Annotated in this window: 19 protein-coding genes; 13 read left to right on the top strand and 6 right to left on the bottom strand. The window is 46.6% G+C overall.

Annotated features, from left to right (window positions below):
* Positions 1-16: 16 nt before the first annotated feature.
* Both NSQ68_RS03250 and NSQ68_RS03255 read left to right on the top strand, forming a co-directional pair.
* On the top strand, positions 17-1,024 hold the full coding sequence (locus NSQ68_RS03250; RefSeq protein WP_307352337.1) for an AI-2E family transporter: 1,008 nt from the start codon (positions 17-19) through the stop codon (positions 1,022-1,024).
* A 235-nt stretch (positions 1,025-1,259) separates the two neighbouring features.
* Positions 1,260-1,826 (top strand): NADPH-dependent FMN reductase, encoded by a 567-nt coding sequence (locus NSQ68_RS03255; protein WP_342427953.1) that lies wholly within the window; start codon positions 1,260-1,262, stop codon positions 1,824-1,826.
* Between the two features lie 101 nt (positions 1,827-1,927).
* Here NSQ68_RS03255 and NSQ68_RS03260 read toward each other — a convergent pair whose 3' ends face one another.
* Positions 1,928-2,851: a ketopantoate reductase family protein gene (locus NSQ68_RS03260; RefSeq protein WP_342427954.1), complete on the bottom strand. Its 924-nt coding sequence runs from the start codon at positions 2,849-2,851 to the stop codon at positions 1,928-1,930.
* The gene (gene panB / locus NSQ68_RS03265; RefSeq protein WP_342427955.1) at positions 2,851-3,723 is read right to left on the bottom strand and encodes a 3-methyl-2-oxobutanoate hydroxymethyltransferase; all 873 of its coding nucleotides are present in this window, start codon (positions 3,721-3,723) and stop codon (positions 2,851-2,853) included. Before panB ends, NSQ68_RS03260 begins: the two co-directional genes overlap by 1 nt.
* Positions 3,724-4,346: 623 nt before the next feature.
* Here panB and NSQ68_RS03270 point away from each other — a divergent pair.
* The 3 genes from NSQ68_RS03270 to NSQ68_RS03280 all read left to right on the top strand — a co-directional run bounded on the left by NSQ68_RS03270 (position 4,347) and on the right by NSQ68_RS03280 (position 6,490).
* Positions 4,347-4,718: an MmcQ/YjbR family DNA-binding protein gene (locus tag NSQ68_RS03270; RefSeq protein ID WP_342427956.1), complete on the top strand. Its 372-nt coding sequence runs from the start codon at positions 4,347-4,349 to the stop codon at positions 4,716-4,718.
* 139 nt (positions 4,719-4,857) lie between these two features.
* Entirely contained in the window at positions 4,858-5,484 is a 627-nt protein-coding gene (locus NSQ68_RS03275; protein WP_307352347.1) for a nitroreductase family protein, read from the top strand.
* 55 nt (positions 5,485-5,539) lie between these two features.
* On the top strand, positions 5,540-6,490 hold the full coding sequence (locus NSQ68_RS03280) for a ring-cleaving dioxygenase (protein WP_342427957.1): 951 nt from the start codon (positions 5,540-5,542) through the stop codon (positions 6,488-6,490).
* A 93-nt stretch (positions 6,491-6,583) separates the two neighbouring features.
* On the opposite strand, the gene NSQ68_RS03285 is transcribed toward NSQ68_RS03280, so the two are convergent.
* Positions 6,584-9,949 (bottom strand): SNF2 helicase associated domain-containing protein, encoded by a 3,366-nt coding sequence (locus NSQ68_RS03285; RefSeq protein ID WP_307352351.1) that lies wholly within the window; start codon positions 9,947-9,949, stop codon positions 6,584-6,586.
* A gap of 165 nt (positions 9,950-10,114) precedes the next feature.
* Complete coding sequence (locus NSQ68_RS03290) at positions 10,115-11,065, bottom strand: macrolide 2'-phosphotransferase (protein ID WP_307352353.1); 951 nt, start codon at positions 11,063-11,065, stop codon at positions 10,115-10,117.
* A 332-nt stretch (positions 11,066-11,397) separates the two neighbouring features.
* Between NSQ68_RS03290 and NSQ68_RS03295 the strand changes: the two genes are divergently transcribed.
* The gene (locus NSQ68_RS03295) at positions 11,398-12,486 is read left to right on the top strand and encodes a site-2 protease family protein (protein ID WP_307352355.1); all 1,089 of its coding nucleotides are present in this window, start codon (positions 11,398-11,400) and stop codon (positions 12,484-12,486) included.
* 152 nt (positions 12,487-12,638) lie between these two features.
* Here the strand turns inward: NSQ68_RS03295 and NSQ68_RS03300 are convergent, their stop codons facing one another.
* The gene (locus tag NSQ68_RS03300) at positions 12,639-13,559 is read right to left on the bottom strand and encodes an AraC family transcriptional regulator (protein ID WP_307352358.1); all 921 of its coding nucleotides are present in this window, start codon (positions 13,557-13,559) and stop codon (positions 12,639-12,641) included.
* A gap of 320 nt (positions 13,560-13,879) precedes the next feature.
* Here NSQ68_RS03300 and NSQ68_RS03305 point away from each other — a divergent pair, with 320 nt between their 5' ends.
* The 6 genes from NSQ68_RS03305 to NSQ68_RS03330 all read left to right on the top strand — a co-directional run bounded on the left by NSQ68_RS03305 (position 13,880) and on the right by NSQ68_RS03330 (position 22,130).
* Positions 13,880-15,886 (top strand): beta-galactosidase, encoded by a 2,007-nt coding sequence (locus NSQ68_RS03305; protein WP_307352360.1) that lies wholly within the window; start codon positions 13,880-13,882, stop codon positions 15,884-15,886.
* Positions 15,887-16,019: 133 nt separating this feature from the next.
* Positions 16,020-17,819 carry a histidine kinase gene (locus NSQ68_RS03310; RefSeq protein ID WP_342427958.1) on the top strand — a complete coding sequence of 600 codons (1,800 nt, stop codon included), beginning with the start codon at positions 16,020-16,022 and terminating at the stop codon, positions 17,817-17,819.
* The gene (locus NSQ68_RS03315; protein ID WP_342427959.1) at positions 17,816-18,883 is read left to right on the top strand and encodes a response regulator; all 1,068 of its coding nucleotides are present in this window, start codon (positions 17,816-17,818) and stop codon (positions 18,881-18,883) included. Before NSQ68_RS03310 ends, NSQ68_RS03315 begins: the two co-directional genes overlap by 4 nt.
* Before the next feature lie 219 nt (positions 18,884-19,102).
* Positions 19,103-20,383, top strand: coding sequence for an extracellular solute-binding protein (locus NSQ68_RS03320; RefSeq protein WP_342427960.1), 1,281 nt, complete (start codon positions 19,103-19,105; stop codon positions 20,381-20,383).
* A 38-nt stretch (positions 20,384-20,421) separates the two neighbouring features.
* Entirely contained in the window at positions 20,422-21,306 is an 885-nt protein-coding gene (locus NSQ68_RS03325; protein WP_029515844.1) for a sugar ABC transporter permease, read from the top strand.
* Entirely contained in the window at positions 21,303-22,130 is an 828-nt protein-coding gene (locus NSQ68_RS03330; RefSeq protein ID WP_013308681.1) for a carbohydrate ABC transporter permease, read from the top strand. The genes NSQ68_RS03325 and NSQ68_RS03330 overlap by 4 nt, the downstream gene beginning before the upstream one ends.
* A gap of 474 nt (positions 22,131-22,604) precedes the next feature.
* Here the strand turns inward: NSQ68_RS03330 and NSQ68_RS03335 are convergent, their stop codons facing one another.
* Positions 22,605-23,003: a hypothetical protein gene (locus tag NSQ68_RS03335; protein ID WP_342427961.1), complete on the bottom strand. Its 399-nt coding sequence runs from the start codon at positions 23,001-23,003 to the stop codon at positions 22,605-22,607.
* Between the two features lie 173 nt (positions 23,004-23,176).
* Here NSQ68_RS03335 and NSQ68_RS03340 point away from each other — a divergent pair, with 173 nt between their 5' ends.
* The gene (locus NSQ68_RS03340) at positions 23,177-24,223 is read left to right on the top strand and encodes a hypothetical protein (protein WP_342427962.1); all 1,047 of its coding nucleotides are present in this window, start codon (positions 23,177-23,179) and stop codon (positions 24,221-24,223) included.
* Positions 24,224-24,344 lie beyond the last annotated feature (121 nt).

Below are 24,344 nucleotides of genomic sequence, written 5' to 3' on the forward strand. Positions count from 1 at the left end.
GAGGGAATAAAGACGAATGGTAAGAAACTGGATGAATCATGCGGGCGTCAGGCGGGTAGCCGTCCTTGCGATAATCGTTTTGCTGTTGTTTATGTTAAGAAGCATGATGAATATTATGTTGTTAACACTGCTGCTTACGATCTTGATTGGCAGTATATATAACGGAGTGAATAAGCTGGTCAAGCGGTTCGTCAATGTACCGTCAATGGTCGTGCTGCTACTAGTGTATGGGCTGCTGATCCTGATTATGGTGTGGGGCGTTTACCGAATGGTGCCGCTAATCGTTGTACAGGTCAAGCAGGTGTATCTCATGATTCAGCAAGCGTATATGTATCCTGATCGTAATCAGTGGAACGAAACGATTATCGAATTTATGGACACACTGAATGTTCAGCGGCTATTTGAGCCTGGCCTGAGTGCAGTGATGAAGGTCAGTCAATTGGGAACACAGCTTCTGGTGTCAATTATTTTGAGCTTGTTCTTCCTGATGGAAAAATCCTATATTACACGCTTTACTGCTACGTTTGTAGATAGCAAGCTGGGCTGGTTTTTCAAGGAAGTGGGTCATTTTGGCCGTATGTTTCTGGATACGTTCGGGAAGGTATTGGAGGCTCAACTGCTGATTTCACTTATTAACTGTATATTGACCACGATTGCGCTCTGGATTATGGGCTTCCCTAATCTGCTCGGTCTTGCACTCATCATTTTCGTACTGGGATTGGTCCCAGTGGCAGGTGTGTTTATCTCACTGGCACCGCTCGGCCTGATCGCTTTCAGTGTCGGTGGCATTCAATATGTAATCTATCTGGTTATATTGATCGTGGTGATTCATGCGATTGAGGCCTATTTCTTAAATCCGAAGCTGATGTCATCCAAAACGAATTTACCGATCTTCTTTACCTTTGTCGTACTTATTTTCTCTGAGCATCTGATTGGAATTTGGGGCTTGATTGTAGGTATTCCGTTGTTTGTTTTCTTCCTTGATCTGATTGGGATAAAACGCAAGCAAGAGAAGGATACTTGATTCAGCACTACAGATTCCACCCTTGTATAGTGACCATTGATGTATCACAAATGCCTGCGAAACTGCAGGCATTTTTTTATTGCTTTTTCTATTTGCAGGATGGAATCGCTGACGCTCATTATCATGCAGGAGGTGTCCAACGGTATTATCTAATGAATCTTCACCTACTTTTTAATTCTCTTGCTAGCTATAGTACACTGAATATGCAAGATCAGATCAAGTTAAAAGAAATGAGATGATACGGATGGAACAAAAGATTAAGGTATTAGCTATATCGGGTAGCCTTCGTCAAAAGTCCTCCAATACAGCGCTTATGAAGGCTACTATGGGGCTGGCTTCTGAAAATATGATATTCACCGTTTATGATGGATTGGGGGATCTTCCGCATTTTAACCCTGACTTGGATGTAGAGGAGGGGCCAGCTTCCATAAGAGAGCTACGGGAGCAATTGAAACAAGTGGATGGAGTGCTGATCTGTACACCGGAATATGGGAATGGTGTGCCGGGTGCTCTGAAAAATGCCTTGGATTGGCTCGTATCTTCGGGTGAATTTGTAAATAAACCTACAGCGGTCATTAGCGCATCACCGTCTCCTATGGGCGGCCATCTGGCGCATGCCTCGCTACTGCTCACATTGCAAATGATCAATGCAGAGATTGTGGAGAATGGAAAGGTCATTATTCCGCATATCACCTTGAAGCTAAATCAGGAAGGTGAAATTACAAATGCTGAAACTAGGCAGGAGCTAGAAGCATTACTTGAAGGGCTTGAGCAGGCTTACTTAAGCACAGGAACTCTTTAGATTTTTGAAGTTTAATAAAGGAAAAGCAGCGGCAGTCTAAGATTTTATTTTCTCCTTCGAAGCTGCCGCAGCCTCTTTTAATTGACTTTAAAGTTTAAATTTTAGACGGTGTCCAATAAGTTCTCGTATACCTTTAATCGGGCATATACCGTTTCGAGTATAGGGTAAACAGTATTACTGGTTGAAGCCAATGCAAGAAGTGAACCATGTAGATGACTGGCTTCAATCGGAAGCTTTTTATGCATATCGCGTTGCATGGATGACAGCATCTCTGGTCGTAAGGATTCCATCGTTTTCAGTGTGTGAGCTTCCATCTCTGAATCAATCGGCATCCCTGCGTTGCGAGCAAGTGTGACAATCTCATGCAGCAGCTTTTCGTATATAGCACGTGACTCTGCCGTGGCAAGTATAGTTCCAACCGAGGCATCCATCAGTGTTGTAATTGCACTCAAGCTGGCAACGAATATATATTTCTGCCAAACTTCACGCTGTATATCGTGACATCGTGCCACTGTGAAGCCTGCATGATCAAGATGATTCAGCAGCAGTTGTGTACGCTCTGATTGCACTCCGTTCCATTCACCGAAGACGATACGGTGGAACGGACTTGTCTGAACAACAGAACCATCATGATCCAGCGTAGTTTCAATATAACAAAGTCCGCCCAGCACTTTTTCAGAACCGAATTGCTTGCGCAAAAAGTCAAAATGTTCGTAACCATTAAGTAACGGAAGAATCATGGTATGATCACCGACATAAGGCTCAAGATAGAACTGCAATTGGGGAAGATGATACGCTTTGACCGAAATGATAATACAGTCGAACGGATCGGCAGCTTCACCATTTGTAATAGCACGCACTGGTGTCTGAAAATCCCCATGAACACTTTTAACAATTAGACCGTCTTCTGCCAACTGAGATTTTTTTGAAGGGCGTACGAGGAAGGTCACGTCTTCTCCTTTTTGAACAAGAAGTCCCCCAAAATAGCCTCCAATCGCCCCTGCACCTACAATCAGAAATCGCATTATAGGGTCCCTGCCTTTACTTTTGCATTCCCGTATAGTCCTTCTACTACGTTCTCATCTGCCTTAAAAACATGCTCCTCGCCCGGAAAAGAACGATTCTTCACGTCTTCGACATATTGACCGATACTGTTGCGAATCAAAGCACCTATATCCGAATAGGTTTTTACGAACTTTTTCTCCCGGTAAGGAGCTGAGTATTGTAACATGTCATGATACACCAAAACCTGGCCATCACAGTATCTCCCCGCACCGATGCCAATGACCGGAATAGATATCTCTTGGGTGATGCTCTTCGCCACTTCCTCTGTCACCAGCTCCAGCACGATGGCAAAAGCTCCCGCTTGCTCCAGGGCCCGGGCATCATTTAGAAGGCGCTCAGCGGCCTGTGAGTTTTTACCTTGAATGAAGTATCCGCCGATTTGATGCACAGACTGGGGTGTAAGTCCGATATGCCCCAGCAGGGGAACGCCGGATTGAACAATTCGCTTCACGGTGTCGCAAACTTCCATACCCCCTTCTAGTTTTACGGCATGGGCATGTCCCTCTTGCATGAGCCTGCGCACATTAGTAAGGGCTTCTTCACTACTCCCGTGGTACGTCATAAATGGCATATCCGCGACAATAAAAGTATGTTCCGCACCGCGCACGACAGACCGTGTATGATAGACCATATCATCCATAGTGACGGGCAGTGTGGAGTTATAATTAGATAACACATTACCTACGGAATCACCGACAAGGATGATATCGATCCCGGCTTCCTCAGCCAAACGAGCAGATGGATAGTCATACGCCGTAATCATACTTATGGGTGAACCTTCTTGTTTCATTTTCTTCAATTGCAAAATATGAAGTGCTTTCGAGGTTGCCATGGTTGCATTCAAATCCTTTCCTACCTTTATTTTAGATCACAAAAAAAACCTTTCAGCACATGGCTGAAAAGGTCCGAAAGGCAAAAAAAGAGTCAATTTGCGACCGTTCTTTTGTCTCGGTCCTTGCGGATCAGAGCAAAATCCAACGAGTTCACCTCCATAGGCTCACACATCTACATATTGAATTACACTAACTAGAGTACCGTTCGAATGTATCGATACAGCCTCTCACGGAAGTATACCAAAATATAGGGCTGTTGCATACATTCTCTACTATATGAACAAAACAAGCCCCTCCAACTTCCTACTTGGAAGTGAAAGGGCTGTCAGCTTGCATACAGTATGTGAAATATCACTAAATCATTAGGACATGTGTGAGGTCATGGACGGTCGATGAATTCATACAGAAAGGATTGACCCTTCTGGTAGAAACGCCTTTTTGCTTGCGCCGTATAAAGCCAATCCGAACAGCGTGTGTGTGATGGTATCCATAATGACTCTCCTTTTAGCACAGTTCTCCTAATTGTAGCACGGACCCGGTATATTCGGAGTGCACCGAGGTGATATAATAGGGCGCAAATAGGTTCATAGTTCGATAACTTGGAGCAGAGGAGAGAAGGCTGGTGTTTGAACAAATTGTAGCGTATGGTCTGAGCCAAAAAGAGGCCATTAAGGATTATCCATTTGGTGCTGATCCGCTGGTACTAAAAGTAGGGGGCAAGATGTTTGCACTTCTAACTGAAAAGGACGGCATTAGCTACGTATCCTTGAAATGTGATCCAGTCATTGCGGTAAATTTGCGTGAACAAAACAAGGCGATTAAGCCAGGCTATCATTTAAATAAAAAGCATTGGAATACGATTGAGGTTGATGCTACCTTCCCACTGGAGGATCTGTACAGCATGATCGACCATTCGTATGAGCTGGTCTTCAAAAGCTTAACCAAAGCGCAACGCGAAGCGATTACGATGAGAATACGGGCAACGGATCTATAAAAGGCTGTTGAAGCCCTTAGGTTGTAGCCAAAATACTTATTAACATGATTATAGTTTTGCTTGACAGAAATCACGAATATATATATTCTTAATTTAAAGATAATTCATTTGAAAATAATATCAAGGAGTGGAACTTAACATGAGCGAACTGGTGAATATTATTCAAGAGAGAAGATCAGCTTCTAAATTTATTCCTGATGTTACTATAGATGCAAAAGAACTAGAAGAAATATTTCAGCTGGTGAAGTTTGCTCCATCGGCTTTTAATTTACAGCATACGCGTTATATCGTAGTACAGGATGCGGATACCAAACAAAGACTGCATGATGAGGCAAGTAAGCAGTATAAAATATTAACGGCTTCGGCGACCATTGTAGTGTTGGGGGATACAGAGGCTTATACCAAGGTAGCTGACCTTAACGAAGGATTCCTGAATTTAGGTGTCCTGAGCAAGCAGGAATATGATAGTACAGTGGAATCAGTAACTCAGTTTTATCGCGAGCGGGGACCTGTCTTCCAAAGAGAAGAAGCGATCCGTAATGCCAGCCTGTCGGCTATGCAATTTATGCTGATTGCCAAGGACAAAGGCTGGGATACTTGCCCGATGATCGGTTTTGATCCGGCGAAGGTGCAGGAAGTATTGAATATTCCAGATCAATTTGTGCCGGTGATGATGATTACCTTGGGTAAAGAGGACGAATCGGGTCAGCGGGCGCGGGGATACCGCAAGCCGGTTGGACAATTTGTCAGCTACAATGGATTTTGAAATTTGTAAATCATTTGTGTAAATAAATCAACATGTTAATGAAGGAGTGATAAAGATGTCATTGAAAACCGCTGGAATTCACCATATCACGTCCTTTGCAGGAGACCCGCAGGGCAACGTTGATTTTTACGCAGGCGTACTTGGTTTGCGATTGATTAAAAAGACGATCAACTTTGATGCTCCAGAAGTATACCATTTGTACTTTGGTAATGAAGAGGGCAGCCCGGGAACGATCATTACCTTTTTTCCAGCTCCGGGTACACGCAAGGGTAAGATTGGGGGCGGACAGGTCGGGATTACGACGTATATCGTGCCGTCTGGTGCTCTGGAATACTGGGAAAACCGTCTGCACAGCTTGAAGGTATCTTTCACGAAGGCCACTCGGTTTGGCGAGTCATTCATCCAGTTCCGAGACAATGAGGGCTTGCATCTGGAGCTGGTGGAGCGGGAAGGTGGACCGGTGAACACGTGGACAGCCGGAGGTGTGCCTACGGATAAAGCGATCAAGGGCTTCGGGGGGGCTGTGCTGTACAGTGCGGATTCCAAGCATACGCAAGAGGTGCTGGAGAACGTATTGGGAATGACTCCCATCGGAGAAGACGCAAATGCAGGCTACATCCGCTATCAGACGACAGGTGATTTGGGCAACCTGATCGACATTCCGGTCAAAGATGTCCCGTGGGGGAATGGCGGCGCCGGTACGGTTCACCATATTGCCTGGCGTGCGCAGGACGATACGGAACATCAGGCGTGGAACGAATGGGTTCATCAGCATGGTTTTGGGACCAGTGGTATTGTAGATCGCCAATACTTTAATGCCGTATACTTCCGCGAGCAGGGCGGTATTTTATTCGAGATCGCAACCGATCCACCCGGATTTACCGTGGATGAGGAATTGAATGAGTTGGGGCACAAGCTGATGCTGCCTGAATGGTATGAGCCTCAGCGTACCCAGATTGAGTCTAACCTGGTTCCCATTGAACCTAGAGTATTAAAACAGGATTAATCTGCTCGATCCAAATAATCATATTAGAAGCAAAAAGGTCCAATACGGGAAGATTTCTACCGTGATTGGACCTTTTCGTGCATGTGGAGTTGGCTAGATCATGAGCAGTTCGCGAATCTCCAGCTCGGTCAGTGCCGAAAGGGTTTCTTGCCCCGGCTGAATGACCTGGTCGATCATGTTTTTCTTTTTTTGTTGCAGTTCATACATTTTATCCTCTACCGTGCCTTGGGCGACGAGACGAATAACCTGCACGACTTTTTTCTGGCCCATTCGGTGTGCGCGGTTGGTAGCCTGCTCCTCTACAGCGGGATTCCACCACAGGTCATACAGAATGACTGTATCTGCGCCGGTGAGGTTCAGGCCAGTGCCTCCTGCCTTTAGGGAAATCAGGAACAGCTCGCGTTCCCCTTCGTTGAAGCGACTGCACAGTTCAACTCGTTCCAGAGCGGGAGTCTGCCCATCCAGGTAAAAGTAGGATACCCCTTCTCGAGCAAGCTCGCGTCCGATCATTTGAAGCATCGTGGTGAACTGTGAAAAAATGAGCATCCGTTTCCCGGAGCTGAGACATTCCGTAATAATCTCCAACAGCTGTTCAAATTTGGCGGAGCTTCCCGTATATCCTTCGATGAACAAGCCAGGATGACAGCAGAGCTGACGAAGCCGGGTTAGACCTGCGAGAATTTTAATCCGATTTTTCTGAAATCCTTCCTCGTTGAGATGCTTCAACGTTTCATGCTGGAGCTTGGCCAAATAGGCCGTATACAGCTTTTTCTGATCTGGCAGAAGCCGGGATACCTGCACGGATTCGATTTTTTCCGGCAGCTCCTTGAGGACATCGCTCTTAAGACGGCGCAGCAAAAACGGACGAACCCGCTTGGCAATCACATTTCGAGGCAGGTTGTGAAACGCTCTTTTCCCGCCGGGAAATAGCGCAGGAAATACAACGTCAAAGATGGACCACAGCTCTTCCAACGTATTTTCTACTGGCGTTCCTGTCAGGGCAAAACGGTAACGAGCTTTTACATCCTTAACAGCCTGTGCCGTCTGGGTGGCATGATTTTTGAAAGCCTGTGCCTCGTCCAGAATGAGCGTATGAAACGATGGCTTGCTGTACATATCTGCATCGCGCCGTAGCAGCGGATAGGACGTAATAACGACGTCATAACTGGTGGCATCCCGTATGATCCGGCCGCGTTCTTCCGGGCTGCCATCTGCGATAGTGACGCGGATGTGCGGAGCAAATTTCTCCAGCTCATTCCGCCAGTTGTACACCAGTGATGCAGGAGACACGATCATAGCTGGAAGCTGCTGGCTGCGGATTTCCGGCAATACTGAGACGAGAAAGGCGATACTTTGCAGTGTTTTACCCAGCCCCATATCATCTGCCAAAATGCCCCCAAAACGGTAATGCGCCAATGTCTTAAGCCATTGAAAGCCGTAAACCTGATAATCTCTCAAGATTGGAGCAAGCATGTCTGGAACTGGAAAGTCGAGATGGTCTGGGTTACGTATATTCTCCAGCAGCTGGCGAAAGGTTTTACCCAAAGTCAGGTTTTTCCCATGATCGTGGGGATCAATTAAGTACAGTCCTTGCGTGACGGGAACACGTATTTGCGCTGCATCCAGATCACTTTTGCGGATACCTGTTTCATTCATGAACCGAATCAATTCCTTGTACTCCTCTGTTTCCAGCGGCAGCAAGGCACCATTCGGCAGACGGTGATATCTCTGTTTTTCCTCTAACGATTTGAGCAGTTTGCGAATTTCCGGTTCCGGTATGCCCTCCATATCAAATTTAAATTCAAGCCAATCCGTACGTTCATCCCACTCCGCGCGTATCCTTGGGGTAGGCAGAGTATTGTTTATTTTTGCTTTGACTGCACCTGTGGCATAGACGTCCAGTAGCTTTTCCAGTTGCGGAACCGTATGATACAAAAAATCATACTCTGCATCTTCATCTTCCATAAAATATCCGCTGTCTGTTCTGGCAAAGGAGCTATGCTCCATCAGCTCCAAAATCCGCTGCTCCTGTTCCCCATCACGTATCAGAATTCGGTCGTTACCAGGCGTTCGTGCATCTGTTTCCAGCGGGTTGATGATGATATCCCCATATTGGAACTCCAGCCCTGCCAGCAGCTTGTCTCTTACTCGGTCCAGATACAGCTTGGCCTTCAATGGCTGCTGTGTGACCCGATCTGAGACGGAACGTGTCATATGAACACGTCCGAGCTTCATTAACCCAGGTACAACCTTGTCCATAAAAGATTCCATCTGCTCTGGCGCGATCTGAACTTTTCGCCTGTGGTGTACTTCTACCATCCGTTTTAGCTCGGACAAACGCCGTAAGGGGTCGGCTTTCTGTTTGACAAGCTTGCCATCTGCAATGACGACACCATAGTCTTCCATGATGGTCAAGTCATCTAATCCTTGTATGCTTAGCTGGTAGCCTTCGGTTTCAGTCCCGGCCTCATCAAATTCAAATTGCAGTGGAAGCATCAGATCGGACTGGGGAATACCCTCGCTCATGTTTCCGTGAATTTCAAAGTAGACGCCCTGTGCTGCTGTCAGCAAGGGGAGCAGCTTTTCCCAAGCTGCAGGCGGGATGAGGAGCATTCGTTCACCGCTCATATGACTACCTGAAGATGAATACGTACCTGAGGTTTCCCGAATCATACGCTCATGGTGGCACACCTGGGATAATTGCTGGAGAATAGCGTCATGTTCAGGTCGGAAGCGGTACAACTCAGGCTCGTATGAGAAGCTTTTCGTGAACATGTAGCTATCCCCACGGTCAATACTATCCAGAAACGGGCGAATTTTTTGGACGATATATAATCGTTTGGGACCAGCCTTCATTTCCAGACCAAACATGTATTTTTGGTAACCGTAGGCAAAAGGTCGGATGACGAATTGAAAATCCAAGATCGCGCGAGTATCCAGCAGGGTAGGCGTGCTACGAAGCGGTCGCTTGCGGTCAAATAGTTTTAACATACTGTCCGTCAGCTGGAGATCCCCTTGTGTGATACCAGAGGATCGTGACGTTCTAGCAGTGTGTTCATATGGGGCATCTGTAGGTGTGTGCATCCCGTCTGAATCCATGCTTCCTGCTGTATCTGGGGCGGTACCGGGATGAAGTCTGGAGGCATAGGAGCGCACAGACAGACTTTTTCCACGGCGTATATCATGGGCGTTAAGGAGAACAGCTGCGATATGTTTACAATATCGTCCGGTATTCTGAAATGTGCTACAGGTGCATTCTGCTCGGATACTTCCATTGGATCGGATCATCGCCGCAACAGCATAAAAGCTGCTTCCTTTGACCGTAGCTTCGTACACCCCTTCATCATGATCTATTTGTGTAAAGGCCACTCTTTTGGCCCGGTAATAGGCATCCCCGTCGTCATAAGCGGCTTGACTGCATAGTTGTCTGATGGCTCGCCGGGTAAGTTCAAAACTCATGGTTCGTAATCCTTTCCTGGGTTATTCCGTTTTCTTACATGATAACAGAACAGACAGGAGGATGGACACTTGTGTGCGGAACGTAACTTTACGAAAAAGGAGAACAGAAAAAAGCAGGCCTTGGTTCGTCATTGAACCAAAGCCTGCCAGGTGGCTACAGCTATATTATATGTCGGATAGCCCTTCTTCTTGCTCATGGACACCCAGCGCGTTACGTGCCATCTCCATATATTCATCTAGTCCGGATTTGAGGGCGAATTCAGCGATAAGCACAGGGTAAACCGTGGTCAGTTCAACGATATGTTCGCTCATACGCGGCCATACACGTCCGCCTGCTGTCTCGTAAAACTTCAATAAACGAGTAAGCTCTACTTCTCCGAACAAAGTATAGTAACTCGTAAAATCAATCGCCGGATCAGCTACTTCGGCCTCGGTCCAGTCCAGCATTCCAGTAACCTCTGTATTCGAAGAGACTAGAATATGGCCTGGGTGCAAATCGCCGTGTACAAGTGCGGAATATTCCGGCCAGTAGCTATCGTCTGCCAGCCAGGTTTGCCATCGTTGCCACAGCTCACCAGATACACCAAAGACGCTCTTTATTTCCTTCATCCGCTGAGCCATCAATTGCCGAACTTCGTCGTGCTGCTTTACGCGGACACCGAAATCGGCTGCCTGTTGGTGATCCGTCCGGTGCAACGCGGCTAAGGCTTTAGCGAGCGAAGCAACGAATCTTTCCGTCAGAGCCTCAGGATTGATGAACCATACGTAACTTTTTGTTTCCATATCAATGGTAGCGGCAGGAGTGCCCTCCAGCTGAGGGTAGGCGATGAACTCTGGACTATAGACTTGCCAATCCGGTACCGCTACAGGAAGAGTATCACGAATCAACTGAAGAACTTTGTGCTCGTAAGCGGCTGATTGGACCACATCTGTTCGTCGCGGTGTACGTAGAACCCAAGGGGTACCCTGAATGTCTTTGGCGAATAGTGCCCGGAAATCTAGCCCGGACTCGTTGAGTTCCAAACCTTCATGTAGTATGTGAAGCCCGTTGCTTTTGGCAAGGGCCAATATATCGCTAACGTCTTTTGAGCTAGTCAAGGAACGCTTTTCAGTCATATGAAACACACCTCATTGTTCAGATTTAGTTAAAAAAAGATAACTTAAACAAGCCTCAACCTTCCATATAAAAAAACGGGTTGAACTTCATTGAAAAGCCTATCCTTTTATCTGAGACGCATGTAGTGAGCACACATGAAAGAGCAAACCTCCTTTACAAAATAGGGCATCTAACCCAGCACCAATATAACATCCTACATTGGAGGATGTCTACAATACGAGGAATAATATAAATGGTTACCCCAATTCGCTTATCTGTGGGTTAGAGAAGTTTTTACAAGCTGCACATTGCAGGATACAATGGAAGTGTTAGAGAAAGGAGGCGGATACGTTTGCAAAATGAAGACAAAAAGACCGATTCCAAATCTGGCTCATCCAAATGGTATCTAGGTAGTGCAGCAGCATTACTTCTTCTGAAAGGTAAGTCGTTACTTGCCCTTTTAAAATTCAGTAAATTTGGCGGTGCGCTGATATCTATGGCGATAACGATTAGCACATATGCGATCATTTACCCGTGGGGATTTGCGGTTGGATTCGTGTTGCTGTTGTTTGTGCATGAGCTGGGACATGTATTGGCTGCCAAGCGCAAGGGGCTTCCCGTGTCAGCACCGTTATTTATTCCTTTTCTCGGTGCGTTGATCACCATGAAACGCCAACCTTTGGATGCGCAGACAGAGGCTTATGTAGCCATGGGCGGCCCGTTACTGGGGACGGTTGGGGCTATAGCGGTGTATGCAGGAGCCTATGCAACAGACAGTCCACTTTTGTATGCACTAGCATATGTCGGTTTTTTCCTGAACCTGATCAACCTGCTGCCGATTCATCCACTCGACGGAGGACGGATTTCCACGGCAGTGACGCGTTGGCTGTGGCTGGTGGGCCTATTGGGTGGAATTGTAGTCGTAGTATATTTAAAATCCTTTTTATTTTTCTTGATATGGGCGTTCTTTGCCTACGATTTGTACAAAAAATATGTGAAGCGCAATAAAGAAGAGGTTAAGGTTCAATCCTTTTTACAAAAGCCGTTGGTGAACGTACAGCATCTGTATGAGCAAGGATATCCACTGCCCGGACCGGAGCACACGCGTAGATTATCTTTTAATACCTACTCGGATTTGGAGGGGCAGCAATATGTGACGGTGTATATGGAAAGTCTGGATGTGGAGCAGACACTTCTGCTGCCACAGCAGTGTCTTGTCCAGCATGTATGGCTGAACGGTGTAGAACATATACCGACCCCGGATGCGTATCAGCTCAGATTGCTGTGTGGGATTGACTACATTCCGTTTGAAAATGATAAATATTACGAAGTACCCGCATCATCGCGCTGGAAATTCGGTATCGGTTACTTGGCTTTGGCCGTATTCCTGATGGGGATGATGTATGTGGTGCACCAGCATATAGGGGATATCAGGCTGTGATTCGAAAAATGAGAGCTTGGTCAAGATTTTAAATCATTAAAGCAACGGTACAGCTTATAAAAAAAGAGTCTAAAGAGCGCGACAACCGTAATATTCGGTGTCACGCTCTTTTTTTTGTATGAATAACACAGTGGAGCCTCTGCTATCCGTCCTTATATCTTAATCCTTTGTTCATCAGTAATCGGCTTTAACGTTTGGCGGTATTTAAGAGGGCTGGTGCCTGTCCAGCGCTTGAACTGTCTGCTGAAATGAGCCAGACTGGAGTATCCGAGCAGTGAAGCTACCTTGTTGAGTGGCAGATTGGGCTGCTGGATCAGCACCTTAGCTTCGTGCAGCTTGGTCTCTGATAGATAGTGACGTGGAGAATAGCCGTACACCTTGCGGAACACTTCCTGGGCATAGCCGGGACTGATCCCGAGAGAAGCCGCCACATCTTCAAGCCGAAACGCTTGCTCGCCAGATTCATCTTCCCGATAAGGCTTAAACCTTGACTGAATAGCTTCCATGATGGCCTTGGCATATTGAACGGATGAAGGCGCAATTCTGGGCTCCAAACCGGTAGATATCATTTGCGAGAATATCCCGAATAGCTCAAATAAGGCAATCTGCATGCGAAAACGGTCTGCTGTCGTATATTCTCCGCTTTCCTGCACCATGCCAATCCAGCTATGGACCACCTTTTGCAGCTTAGCATTCGTTTCAGTACCCGCCGGGAAAAAGAGCTGATTGTTCTTAATCATTTCCTGACGGAATAATGGATCATCGACATTAAAATGAGAGCTAAAATAGTACATGCCGTTTGGGGAAACACACTGACTCACATGTTTAAAACCCGGCGGAATGATTAAAATATCACCTTCCCCAACCGAATATACGTTATTTTCCATGATCGTTTCCTGACGACCTTCTAAAATGAGTGCAATTTCAAAACCGATATGAGATTCCTCTGGCATGCACCAATCTGCTTTGACCCGGTGAATATGAGCGCCAAAAAATTTCACATTCCAGTCAATAATAGGCAGCCATTGGCAATCATGGAATAGAGCTGGATCAACATCAGGATTTAATATCATCAGATCACCTTCGATTAGGGCAAATTTTACACCGCTTAGACAATCTCATTGTATCTAACATTTAACTATAATAAAAGAGCGCTTACAAATACTATAGTATAAGCTTTTATATAAAAGAAGGCGCTTATATATAGATATTTTGAAAGCAATGCGGATTATGTTGGCATATCTGTATGGAATGCACTTAGCGCTCCGATCTTCGGCGTGATCATTGACCGGGTCAATCTAAAGGGCGGTTTGGTTCGTCTATATCTTGCACTTCGGAGCGACTGGAATAGAATTTTGCACAATCCTGATGAACGTAATTGGAGGACGACTCGATGAAAAAGCTACTGTACGGTGTTGCCTATTATGATGAGTACATGCCTTATGACCGTTTGGACCAAGATATTCAAATGATGAAGGATGCGGGCATCAACGTGGTGCGGATTGCCGAATCCACTTGGAGTACGCATGAACCGCAAAATGGCGTGTTTGATTTTACCTCTGTGGATCGGGTGCTGGACGCCATGCATAAGGCAGGCATTGAAGTCATTGTGGGGACGCCCACCTATGCCGTACCCACATGGCTGGTGAAAGAGCATCCCGATGTATTGGCGACAACGCCTCAAGGTCCGGGCAAATATGGAGCTCGCCAGATTATGGACATTACGAACCCGGTGTACCTGTTCCATGCCGAGCGAATCATACGCAAGCTAATCGGACGGGTGAGTCAGCATCCGGCGATCATTGGCTTTCAGACGGATAATGAGACCAAGCATTACAACACGAGCGGGCCCAATGTGCAATTGCAATTTGTGAAGTATTTGCGGGAGCGGTTCGAATCGCTGGAGGAGCTAAACCGCAAATTTGGTCTGGACTACTGGAGTAATCGCATCAATAGCTGGGAGGACTTCCCTTCGGTGGTCGGAACGATTAATGGAAGCTTGGGCGCAGCCTTTTCCCAATTCCAGCGTAAGCTGGTGACGGATTTTCTGGCATGGCAGGTCGCGCTGGTGAATGAATATAAGCGGGAAGACCAATTTGTTACACAAAACTTTGATTTTGAATGGAGAGGTCATTCCTTTGGGGTTCAGCCGGATGTGGATCATTTTGCAGCTTCTCAAGCGTTTGATGTGACTGGGGTGGATATTTACCATCCATCACAAGATGACCTGACTGGTATTGAAATTTCCTTCGGTGGCGATGTGGCGCGTTCGACGAAAAATAACAACTATCTAGTGCTTGAAACGGAAGCGCAGGCTTTTACCCACTGGGTTCCCTATCCGGGACAATTGCGTCTGCAAGCGTTCAGCCATCTGGCTTCCGGGGCGAATATGGTGGCATACTGGCACTGGCATTCCATTCATAATTCCTTCGAAACCTACTGGAAGGGTCTGCTCAGCCATGATTTTGAGCCGAATCCTGTGTATGAGGAAGCACAGACTATAGGGAAGGATTTTGCAAGATTGTCTCCGCATTTGGTCAACCTGAAAAAGAAAAATAAAACGGCCATTCTGGTCAGCAACGAAGCATTGACGTCAATTGACTGGTTTAAATTTAATATGAGTAGTCCGTTAAATTACAATGACATCGTACGTCGTTTGTATGACGAGTTGTATAAACTGAATATCGGGACAGATATCGTTCATCCAGGTACAGAATCGTTTGACGACTATGATCTCTTGATCGTCCCGGTCCTCTATTCTGCCCCAGATGCACTACTGGAGAAGCTAAACCGATATGTGGAAAAAGGTGGTCATGTAGTATACACATTCCGAAGCGGATTTACCGACGAGCATGTGCAGGTAAGAACGTCCCGACAGCCGGGCGTGATTAGCGAAGCCTGCGGCATTCGTTACAGCTTGTTCGTGGAGCCGAAGAAAGTGACGCTTAAGAATAATCCTTTTGAGGTGGCACCAGAGGACAATCAGGTAGATACGTGGATGGAGCTGATTACCCCGACGACCGCCGAAGTATTGGCCTATTACGATCACCCGCATTGGGGCAAATATGCCGCGATTACGCAAAACCGCTATGGTCAGGGAACAGCGACCTACATCGGCTGTATCGTCAGCCCGGCGGTTATCCGCGAACTATTCAGCTCTGTAGCCAAAAAGGCAGGAGTATGGGGACTGGATCAGGAAGCGTCTTATCCGATCATTGTTAAATCCGGCACGAATGAGCTGGGACGGACAATCCGGTACTATTTTAACTATTCCGAACAAGCAGGCTCGGTGGTATATCCGCATGGAGACGGCAAGGAGCTGATTGGGGAGCATGCGGTTACCCAAGGACAAACGCTTACATTAGAGCCTTGGGGTGTTATAATTATCGAAGAAGCGTAAATGATGAATAGTGAGCCACAACCGACTCACGAATAATATCATATAGGTATTCTCCGGGAGTATCCGGTAAATGAAGCGCCCCTGCGAATTGCGGGGCGTTTTCGCATATGGCTGAATAGAGGAGTGCATCGCTATGCCAACCCGAGCAGTCCGCTGGTTCCGGGCGCTGACGGCCCCGTATCGACGCAGCATTCAGCTCAAGCTGATCTTGACGATGATTGTTCTATCTGTGCTGCCGGTCATTGCTGTCACGGTGCTGGCTGCGGAAAAAAGTAGAGCTTCCATGGAAGCTGAAGTGGTAGAGACGAATATGTCCAATATGAAATGGACGGGGATCTATATCAGCGACCAGCTAGATCGTCTGAATCATCTGATTTACAGCATTCAGATCAGCCCTGATCTGAGCGATTATTTGAATGAGCGCGAGCCTGACAATCTTTCAAGCCAATTTAATGCCCAGCGAAAAATGCTGAATACGATGGCGAATGTGTATTATTCGGCCGGAAGTCATGTGATCGGCATCCAGCTTTATTTGAAGCAATCGCAAACCTTGTTTACCTTCAATAGTATGCAAAATGAAATTACGACAGTGAGCGGTATTCCCCCACAGTATGCCGAGATGTGGCAAGCGAATAAGGATTATTCGATTCGTCCAAGCTCTGCTGACCCGGAACGCTTTACACTGACGCGCAGTATTCGGCGGTTTGAAGACCAGAAGCAGACAGGGGCTATTTCATTGGATGTGTTGTGGTCGCAATTCGATCAGACACTGGGCCTGTTAGGACGAGGGGATCAGCATCAAGTGTTGATTACAGATGCGGATGGCAGGGTTATGTATCCAGCACAGGCTCTTCAGTCGCCTCCTCCTGCAGATGTGCTGACAGCTCTTCGTGACGTTAAGCCGGGTCCCGGAATGGTTCAAACGGCTGAACATTATGTGTTCTATAATGATCTGGATGTGGTTGGACTGAGGCTAGTCAAAATCGTACCCACTTCCTCTATTAACCACAGCGCTTTTTCAACCATGCTGTACGGTATTATCGTAGGTGTAATTTCAATCCTGGTTTCCATCTGCATTGCCGTTTTCATCGCATGGCGGACTGCACGTCCGATTGTTCATTTGGCACGTTCCGTACAGGAGCTGGATATGATCAAAGGGCCGGTTGGACAGCCAAGTACACGTCCGGATGAGATAGGACTGCTGGAAAGAAGTCTGCATGGGATGGCAGGCCGAATCCGCGAGCATATCCAGACGGAATACAGTATCAATTTGCAAAAAAAGACGGCTGAATTGAAAGCGCTCCAGGCACAGATTCATCCACATTTTCTGCAAAATACACTGCAAATGATCGGAAGTATGGTGTTTTCCCAAAAGCCGGAGGACACCTATGAAGTCATTCGGTCGCTGAGTGAGATGTTCCGTTACGTGGTACGAGAACCTCAGGATTTGGCCTCTCTGCGTGCAGAGCTCGACCATGTAGGACATTATATGAGTATCCAGCAACGTCGATTTCCGCAAAGATTAGTGTTTCAGGTGGAGACAGAAGAACAGGCGATGGATATTCGATTGCCTAAGCTATCGCTTCAGCCATTGTTGGAAAACGCGTTTCAGCACGGTCTTGACCGTAAGGCAGGGGCATGGCGAATAGGAATTCGAGTGGAGATTATGAGAGAAGATGTGTGTGTTACGGTTTGCGATAATGGAAACGGCATGTCCCCGGACAAGCTGGAAAAAGTACGGGCAAGGCTGGAAAACGCGTCGGAGGAACCGATCTGGGCGCAGGGTAGTCATATCGGATTGAGCAATGTGTCTTCACGCATACGGATGAATTTTGGAGTGCACTACGGAGTGACGATAGATAGTGAGCAGGGTGTCGGTACATGTGTCACCATCCGCATTCCGTTCACCTCAGCAGAGGAGGGAAAAGCATGATCAAAGTATTAATTGTGGACGATGAGCCGTGGAACCGCGATATTCTGAAGACATTTGGCACATGGGAAAAACTTGGAATGTTGGTAGTGGGTGAGGCTGAGGACGGAGACGAGGCGTTCAGGCTGGTCGGGGAGTTAGCTCCCCATATTGTGATTACTGATATGCGCATGCCGGGTGCGGACGGAGTGGAGCTGCTGCAAGCGCTAAATAACCATTGTCCTGATGTAAAAATCATTGTCGTGAGCGGATATGATGACTTTGCGTATGCCAAACATGCCATCCGTTACAAGGCCGTCGATTATTTGTTAAAGCCAGTCAATCCTGCCGAGCTGAATGCAGTGCTGCTCAAATGCAAAAACGACCTGGAGGTCAAGGCGGCTGAACAGCAGCAAGAAGCGACAGAGCTGGATTATGAGTTTTTTCACAAGCTGACCCGGTATAAGCAACTGCTACGTCTTTATTTTAATGAGCTGAACTGTGACGGGGTGAGTATAACCTGCAGGCAGGTTATGCAGGAGCTGGAGAGTTACGGAGCACCGAGTCCACCTATGCTGGGCAGGCTGGTACAGGAGCTTCTTTCCCTGCTGAAAGAGCTCGCAGCGGATAACGGGCTGGATACTTCTACGACAAAGGCAGGATTTCCACTGTCGCAGGATGCCGTATCCTCTGTAGAACATGCGCTGGAATTCGTATCGTCGTGCTATGTTCAGGAGCTGGATCAGCTCATTCGGCAACGGAAATACAAAAACAAGCTGAATTTAGAAGAGGTACGGCGATATATCGACAGTCACTTTGCTGGGCCGGTTACACTGGAGCAGTTGGCGAAAAACTTTTTTGTGAGCAAAGAGTATATGAGCAAGGTATTTAAGCAGGAGTATGGTCAAAATGTAACGGACTATATTGTAGCGCGAAGAATGGAAAAGGCGCGAGAATGGCTGATCAATAAACAGGTTTCAATTAAAGCAGTTGCGGAGATGGCAGGATATGAGGATGTGTCTTATTTCTATCGGGTATTTAAAAAGCATTTTGGCATGGCACCCGGTGAAATGAGGAAGGAAGTTTAAAAAAGTCCAATCCAATAAGCTAAGGGTGTCCAATGGCAGAAGTGACCTCCCATCCTATAATGAAAGCGTATACAAAAGGAGCGATACAAAGGAATTTGGTCTTTATGAAGTTCGCACAGAGCTGAATAGAGATTGAAGACCGGTGGCATAGCTGCTTTGAATAACAACTGATTTGCCGGTGGGTAGCAGTTATTTTCAAAATAGGGGAGGTCATTTTTCATGAAAATGTGGAAAGGTGTATTGAGCACAATGCTGGTTGGCACGTTATTGGCCGGGTGTGGAGCGAATTCTTCAGGCAGTGACAGCAGCGGTTCCGGTGGAGACGGCAAAACGGTGAATCTCAAAATGTTTATTGCTCAGCCCCGTTTGAAGGAGCACTACGATAAATACATTAATGCGTTCGTAGCGAAAGAGAAGAAAGATAAAAATATCGACGTTACAGTGCAACTGGAGATGCCACCTGCGGACAACGCCGCACAAATTTTGAAGACAAGACTCGCATCCAACGATGCGCCGGACGTATTTGCATTACACGCGGTGAATGAAATTCCTCCGTTTTATAAAGCGGGCTATTTGGAGGACTTGTCCGGTCAGCCTTTTGTTAACAAATTGATGGATAGTGTGAAGCCTTCGGTGACAACCAAAGACGGAAAGGTCGTAGCGGTTCCTTTGGAGACGATCTCATGGGGCTACTTGTACAATAAAAAGATATTTAAGGATTTGGATTTGCAGCCGCCAGGAACGTTGACCGAAATGAAGGCTGTGGTCGAGAAGCTGAAAGCGAATAATGTGAAACCGTTCCTGTTGTCCTACAAGGAGTCCTGGATTCCACAGCTGTTCGTGCCGCTGACAGCGGGTGCGATGATGAACACACAGAATAAGGATTTTATCGACCGGATGAATCAGGATAAAGTCTCCTTTTCCGAAATGAAGAGCATGTTCGACATTATTGATCTGGTGAATAGTAACGGTACAGACAAGGCGCTGGAAATCGGTGGGGATGATGGATCGGCTGCGTTTGCCTCGGGTAAAGCGGCGATGTGGATTCAGGGACCGTGGTTTGCGGAAACGATTTTAAAATCGGATCCGAAGATGGATTTTGGGGTAGCACCGCTGCCGATCAATGACGATCCCAATGCGACACTGATCAATTTGTCCACTTCGACTTCGCTGGCTGTATCCTCTACAAGCAAGAATAAGGAGGTTGCGCTCGATTTTGTTAACTATGTGCTGGATGACAAGGATTCCAGCGCGTTCTATGAAGCATTGAAATTTAACCCGATCTCCAAAGTGCATACGTTTAAAAGCTATCCTTGGGTTAATGACGCTACCGAATATGTGAAAGCAGGCAAGTCGTACCAAGATCCATCGATCCCGCAAGCGGTCAAGGACGAAGCAGGCAAATCGCTACAATCCTATTATGCGGGTCAGCTCTCGCAGGATGACGTCATTAAGGCGCTGGATAAGGCATGGAAATCGTATAACAAAGTGAACAAGTAACGGTAACCTACAGAATTACACCAGGAGGGAGAGACTCCATGCCTTTTAAAATCTATAAAAAATACGTCATGCTACTGGCGTTTACAGCCCCGGCGCTGATCTTTTATGCCATCTTTCTGCTCATTCCAACGATCAGCGGCATGTACTACAGCTTTACAGACTGGAACGGATTGAATCCCAATTACAGCTTTATCGGCTTGGGGAACTTTGTGGAATCGTTGAAGGAAGACCCCGATTTTCTCAATTCCCTTTGGTTTACCCTTAAATACGTATTCGTCATGATCGTACTGCAAAATGTACTGGCGCTGGCACTGGCAGTGTTGATTGAGTCGCGTACACGTACCAAAGGATTTTTCCGGACGATATTTTTTATGCCCAATATGATCAGTACCATTATTAGCGCATTTATGTGGACATTTGTTTTTTCCTCCGTGCTGCCACAGATCGCCGAAAAGACGGCTATCGCCTTTTTGGGCCAATCGTGGCTGGGCGATCCGAAAGTATCTTTCTTCGCTATTATTATCGTGTCGCTCTGGAATGGTGTCGGTTATATGATGATCATCTATCTGGCTGCGCTTCAAGGTGTACCACAAAGCTTGAAGGAAGCTGCGATTATTGACGGGGCGAACGCATTTCAGACATTGCGAAGCGTAACGATGCCGATGATTACCCATGCGATTACGATCTGTTTCTTCCTCACGCTGAATGGTGCCTTCAAGGTGTATGAGGTCGTATACGGACTGACTGGCGGGGGGCCGGGGCGCAGTACACAGGTGATTACAATGAACATTTATGAGGAGGCGTTCTCCAACAACTTCCGTTATGGTTATGCGAGTGCCAAATCTGTAATTTTGTTCGCGATCGTTCTCATTTTCACCCTGATTCAGCTACGTGTCATGAAGAAGAGGGAGGTGGAGGCATGAGGTTGAAGAAAGCCAATTCCTTGCTGATTACGCTGATTTTGTGCGTGGGCGCAGTCGTGTCCTTCTTCCCGATCTACATGGCGGTAATTAACTCGTTTAAAACACAGGGTGAGATGTTTGCATCCTTTACGGCGCTGCCGACAAAGCTTCACTTTGAAAATTACAGTCAGGCTTTTCATCAGACTCATTTGCTGAACAGTGCTCTGAATTCCACGATTATTTCTTTTATCGGCATTGGTGGCATTGTGATCTGTTCGGCGCTGGCAGGCTACAAGCTGTCTCGTACACAGGGGAAACTGAGCAGTGCGATTTTCTTCCTATTTGTCGCATCGATGCTGGTACCATTCCACTCCATTATGATACCGCTTACACGAATGGCAAAAGATTTGTCCGTTCAAGGCAGTACGTACGGCTTGGCTCTGATCTATATCGGCTTGGGTGTGAATATGGCGATCTTTTTGTATCATGGATTCGTCAAATCCATCCCGCGTGAGCTGGAAGAATCCGCACAAATGGACGGTTGTAATGAGTTTCAGACGTTCTTTCGCATTATATTTCCTTTGCTGCTACCGATTACAGTTACCATCGCGATTTTGGATTTTCTGTGGATTTGGAACGACTTTTTGCTTCCATTGTTAATGCTGACGGATGTGAACCATTACACCCTGATTCTCTCGACCAATATGCTGTTTGGAGAGTACAACAAGGATTGGTCGCTTATTCTGGCCGCACTCGTGCTGACCTCCATCCCGGTTATCCTGATCTATGCATTCTTTCAGAAATTCATTATGGAGGGCATCGCAGAGGGAGCGGTTAAGGGATAAGATGGAGACGGTGGGCAGGCGGATGATACTTCCCATCATCCCCATGACATAAATATCCCCCAGCGCTAACACGAAAACCTTCCTATAAATAAGGAAGGTTTTTTGTAATTCAGTTTTTTTCTCGCCAACGTTTCAATAAAAAGATAGCAGTAATCACAAACAAAAATACAAAGGCTACAATGATCCACCATTGCGGATCAATTATATACAATACAACTCCGATAAGCAGGACTGTTATTATGATTGCAATTCTCACTTTTAACATTGTGCTTTTACTCACCCTAGCTTCTAATTTTGGCAGTGTTATCAGGGTGATTGCAGTTAACGCCGCAAAAAATATTGAGGTAAATGAATTATAGATAATATCAGCTCCTTGATCTAATTACCCACCCAGGATTGTTCGGAGTTAATGTGATAAAACAGAAACCCTCTGCTGAAGAAGGCTTTTGTTTTGGAACGACGCAGATCCAACTTTCACTTCGAGAAAATACTTATTATAAAAAATAAAAGCGAAATGATGATCAAAAATAGATATATACTAGAAATCCGTTTTCCGATTGTAGCTCCAAACTCTTTAGGATTTTTATATCCAATGATTAAACTGGGAATAAAAAAAATACTGGATAGATAAATGGTGTAGTGAAACCCAGTATTATCGACAGGATTGGACCATGCGGACAATCCTAAAAAGGAAAGCAACTGGTCTCCCCATATGTAATCGCCAAATTCAAAAGAAACAGCCATGCCAAGAAGAGATAACAGCAGTGAAAGTGATCCCCAGCCTATTTTTTTTCTGTTTTTTCTCAACGATTCAAAGATAATTAGTAAAATTGCAATTGCTTGTATGCTGTATGTCAACATGATTGAAAACATAAAGTACCTCCTTGAACATCAGAATCAAATGATAAGATGTCAATTTCGGAATTAAGTATACCATTTTATGGTATGTTTTCATATGCCTTTCAATACAGCGATCGTAAGATCGAATGGAACGCGAAGCGGTCTTAGCCATACAATATTTCATCTGAATGTAAAAGGGGATGATTATGTTGGCTACCTTCTCGGCCGCGCTTCAAGTGAAAAAGCGGATGGCCAAGCGAGTCTTAAAAATGTCCGGTGTCCACGGCATTGGCGTAGGATACAGGGACCCTGCCCATCCCAAAAGGGGAGCCGCTGTCATTGTGTACACGGACCGTTTAGCGTCGGCCTCTACTGGACTCCTGTCGGCCACCGCATTAGGAAAGAAAACGAACGTTCCAGTCCGAATTGTAAAGACTGGAAAGATCAGAGCCAATGCTACGGACTACAGAGTGCGCATACGCCCGGTCATCGCCGGCTACAGTGTCGGGACGATTGAAGGCTCCGGTACAACTGGACTCATCGTTGCCCCAACTGGAGCGCCGGCTACACGTTATCTTTTTAGCAATAACCATGTCCTCAATCCCTCCAATACAGACAATCGGGAGGCTACAATTCAGCCAGGTGGAGCCGATGGGGGGACCGTTACCCAGGATCGTATAGGACGGCTATATCGTTACGTACGCTTGAATCCCACCGGAACGAACCTGATTGATGCGGCGCTTTCGCTTCCGCCAAGTAACAACCTGTTCAGTCCGCGTTACGCTACAGTAGGAGCGATTCCGGGCCATGTTACCGCTTATCGCATAGGGGAAAGATTGAAGAAGGTTGGGCGTACGACCGGACGGGTCAATGGCACGGTAGAGTCCGTCTATACGGACCTGCAAATCAATTATGGCGGAGAGTTGGGCTTACTGACCTTCGAAGATCAGACGGTTATTAGAGGTACGACTCCCGTATCACTACCTGGGGATTCTGGTTCTGTATGGCTCAGACAGTCAGATAATTATGCAGCTGCGGTCAACTATGCAGGCACGGCAGATGGTCGCTTATCCATAGCCTTTCCGGTGCAGTGGGCCATGCAGGTATTTAACACACGGGTAGCCCGCCCCAACGGGGCAGGCAGGGTACTGAGGGTAGATACAGGATCTTCCCCTCGCTCCTATACTAGGCAACTCACCAGTGAGGAACTGGTTCGCTTAAGACCAAGAACGACACGCATTAGACGGAGCTAAACGCCCTCCAGATGGAAAAGCTGCCGCTGATCGTCTCGATAAAGCGGTCGCTTTAAAAGCTTTCCGAAGGACTGCTTGCTTCGGAAGCACCATCTCCCCGGATTTCTCCCCTGATTACAGA

This window comes from Paenibacillus sp. FSL L8-0158, assembly GCF_038592965.1.
Lineage (GTDB): Bacteria > Bacillota > Bacilli > Paenibacillales > Paenibacillaceae > Paenibacillus > Paenibacillus polymyxa_D.

What these genes read in the sequence shown, in the direction of transcription:
- NSQ68_RS03250 (WP_307352337.1), top strand. Translation starts at nt 17, where the DNA reads ATGGTAAGAAACTGGATGAATCATGCGGGCGTCAGGCGGGTAGCCGTC.
- NSQ68_RS03255 (WP_342427953.1), top strand. Translation starts at nt 1,260, where the DNA reads ATGATACGGATGGAACAAAAGATTAAGGTATTAGCTATATCGGGTAGC.
- NSQ68_RS03260 (WP_342427954.1), bottom strand. Translation starts at nt 2,851, where the DNA reads ATGCGATTTCTGATTGTAGGTGCAGGGGCGATTGGAGGCTATTTTGGG.
- panB (WP_342427955.1), bottom strand. Translation starts at nt 3,723, where the DNA reads ATGGCAACCTCGAAAGCACTTCATATTTTGCAATTGAAGAAAATGAAA.
- NSQ68_RS03275 (WP_307352347.1), top strand. Translation starts at nt 4,858, where the DNA reads ATGAGCGAACTGGTGAATATTATTCAAGAGAGAAGATCAGCTTCTAAA.
- NSQ68_RS03280 (WP_342427957.1), top strand. Translation starts at nt 5,540, where the DNA reads ATGTCATTGAAAACCGCTGGAATTCACCATATCACGTCCTTTGCAGGA.
- NSQ68_RS03285 (WP_307352351.1), bottom strand. Translation starts at nt 9,949, where the DNA reads ATGAGTTTTGAACTTACCCGGCGAGCCATCAGACAACTATGCAGTCAA.
- NSQ68_RS03290 (WP_307352353.1), bottom strand. Translation starts at nt 11,065, where the DNA reads ATGACTGAAAAGCGTTCCTTGACTAGCTCAAAAGACGTTAGCGATATA.
- NSQ68_RS03300 (WP_307352358.1), bottom strand. Translation starts at nt 13,559, where the DNA reads ATGATATTAAATCCTGATGTTGATCCAGCTCTATTCCATGATTGCCAA.
- NSQ68_RS03305 (WP_307352360.1), top strand. Translation starts at nt 13,880, where the DNA reads ATGAAAAAGCTACTGTACGGTGTTGCCTATTATGATGAGTACATGCCT.
- NSQ68_RS03310 (WP_342427958.1), top strand. Translation starts at nt 16,020, where the DNA reads ATGCCAACCCGAGCAGTCCGCTGGTTCCGGGCGCTGACGGCCCCGTAT.
- NSQ68_RS03315 (WP_342427959.1), top strand. Translation starts at nt 17,816, where the DNA reads ATGATCAAAGTATTAATTGTGGACGATGAGCCGTGGAACCGCGATATT.
- NSQ68_RS03320 (WP_342427960.1), top strand. Translation starts at nt 19,103, where the DNA reads ATGAAAATGTGGAAAGGTGTATTGAGCACAATGCTGGTTGGCACGTTA.
- NSQ68_RS03325 (WP_029515844.1), top strand. Translation starts at nt 20,422, where the DNA reads ATGCCTTTTAAAATCTATAAAAAATACGTCATGCTACTGGCGTTTACA.
- NSQ68_RS03330 (WP_013308681.1), top strand. Translation starts at nt 21,303, where the DNA reads ATGAGGTTGAAGAAAGCCAATTCCTTGCTGATTACGCTGATTTTGTGC.
- NSQ68_RS03335 (WP_342427961.1), bottom strand. Translation starts at nt 23,003, where the DNA reads ATGTTTTCAATCATGTTGACATACAGCATACAAGCAATTGCAATTTTA.
- NSQ68_RS03340 (WP_342427962.1), top strand. Translation starts at nt 23,177, where the DNA reads ATGTTGGCTACCTTCTCGGCCGCGCTTCAAGTGAAAAAGCGGATGGCC.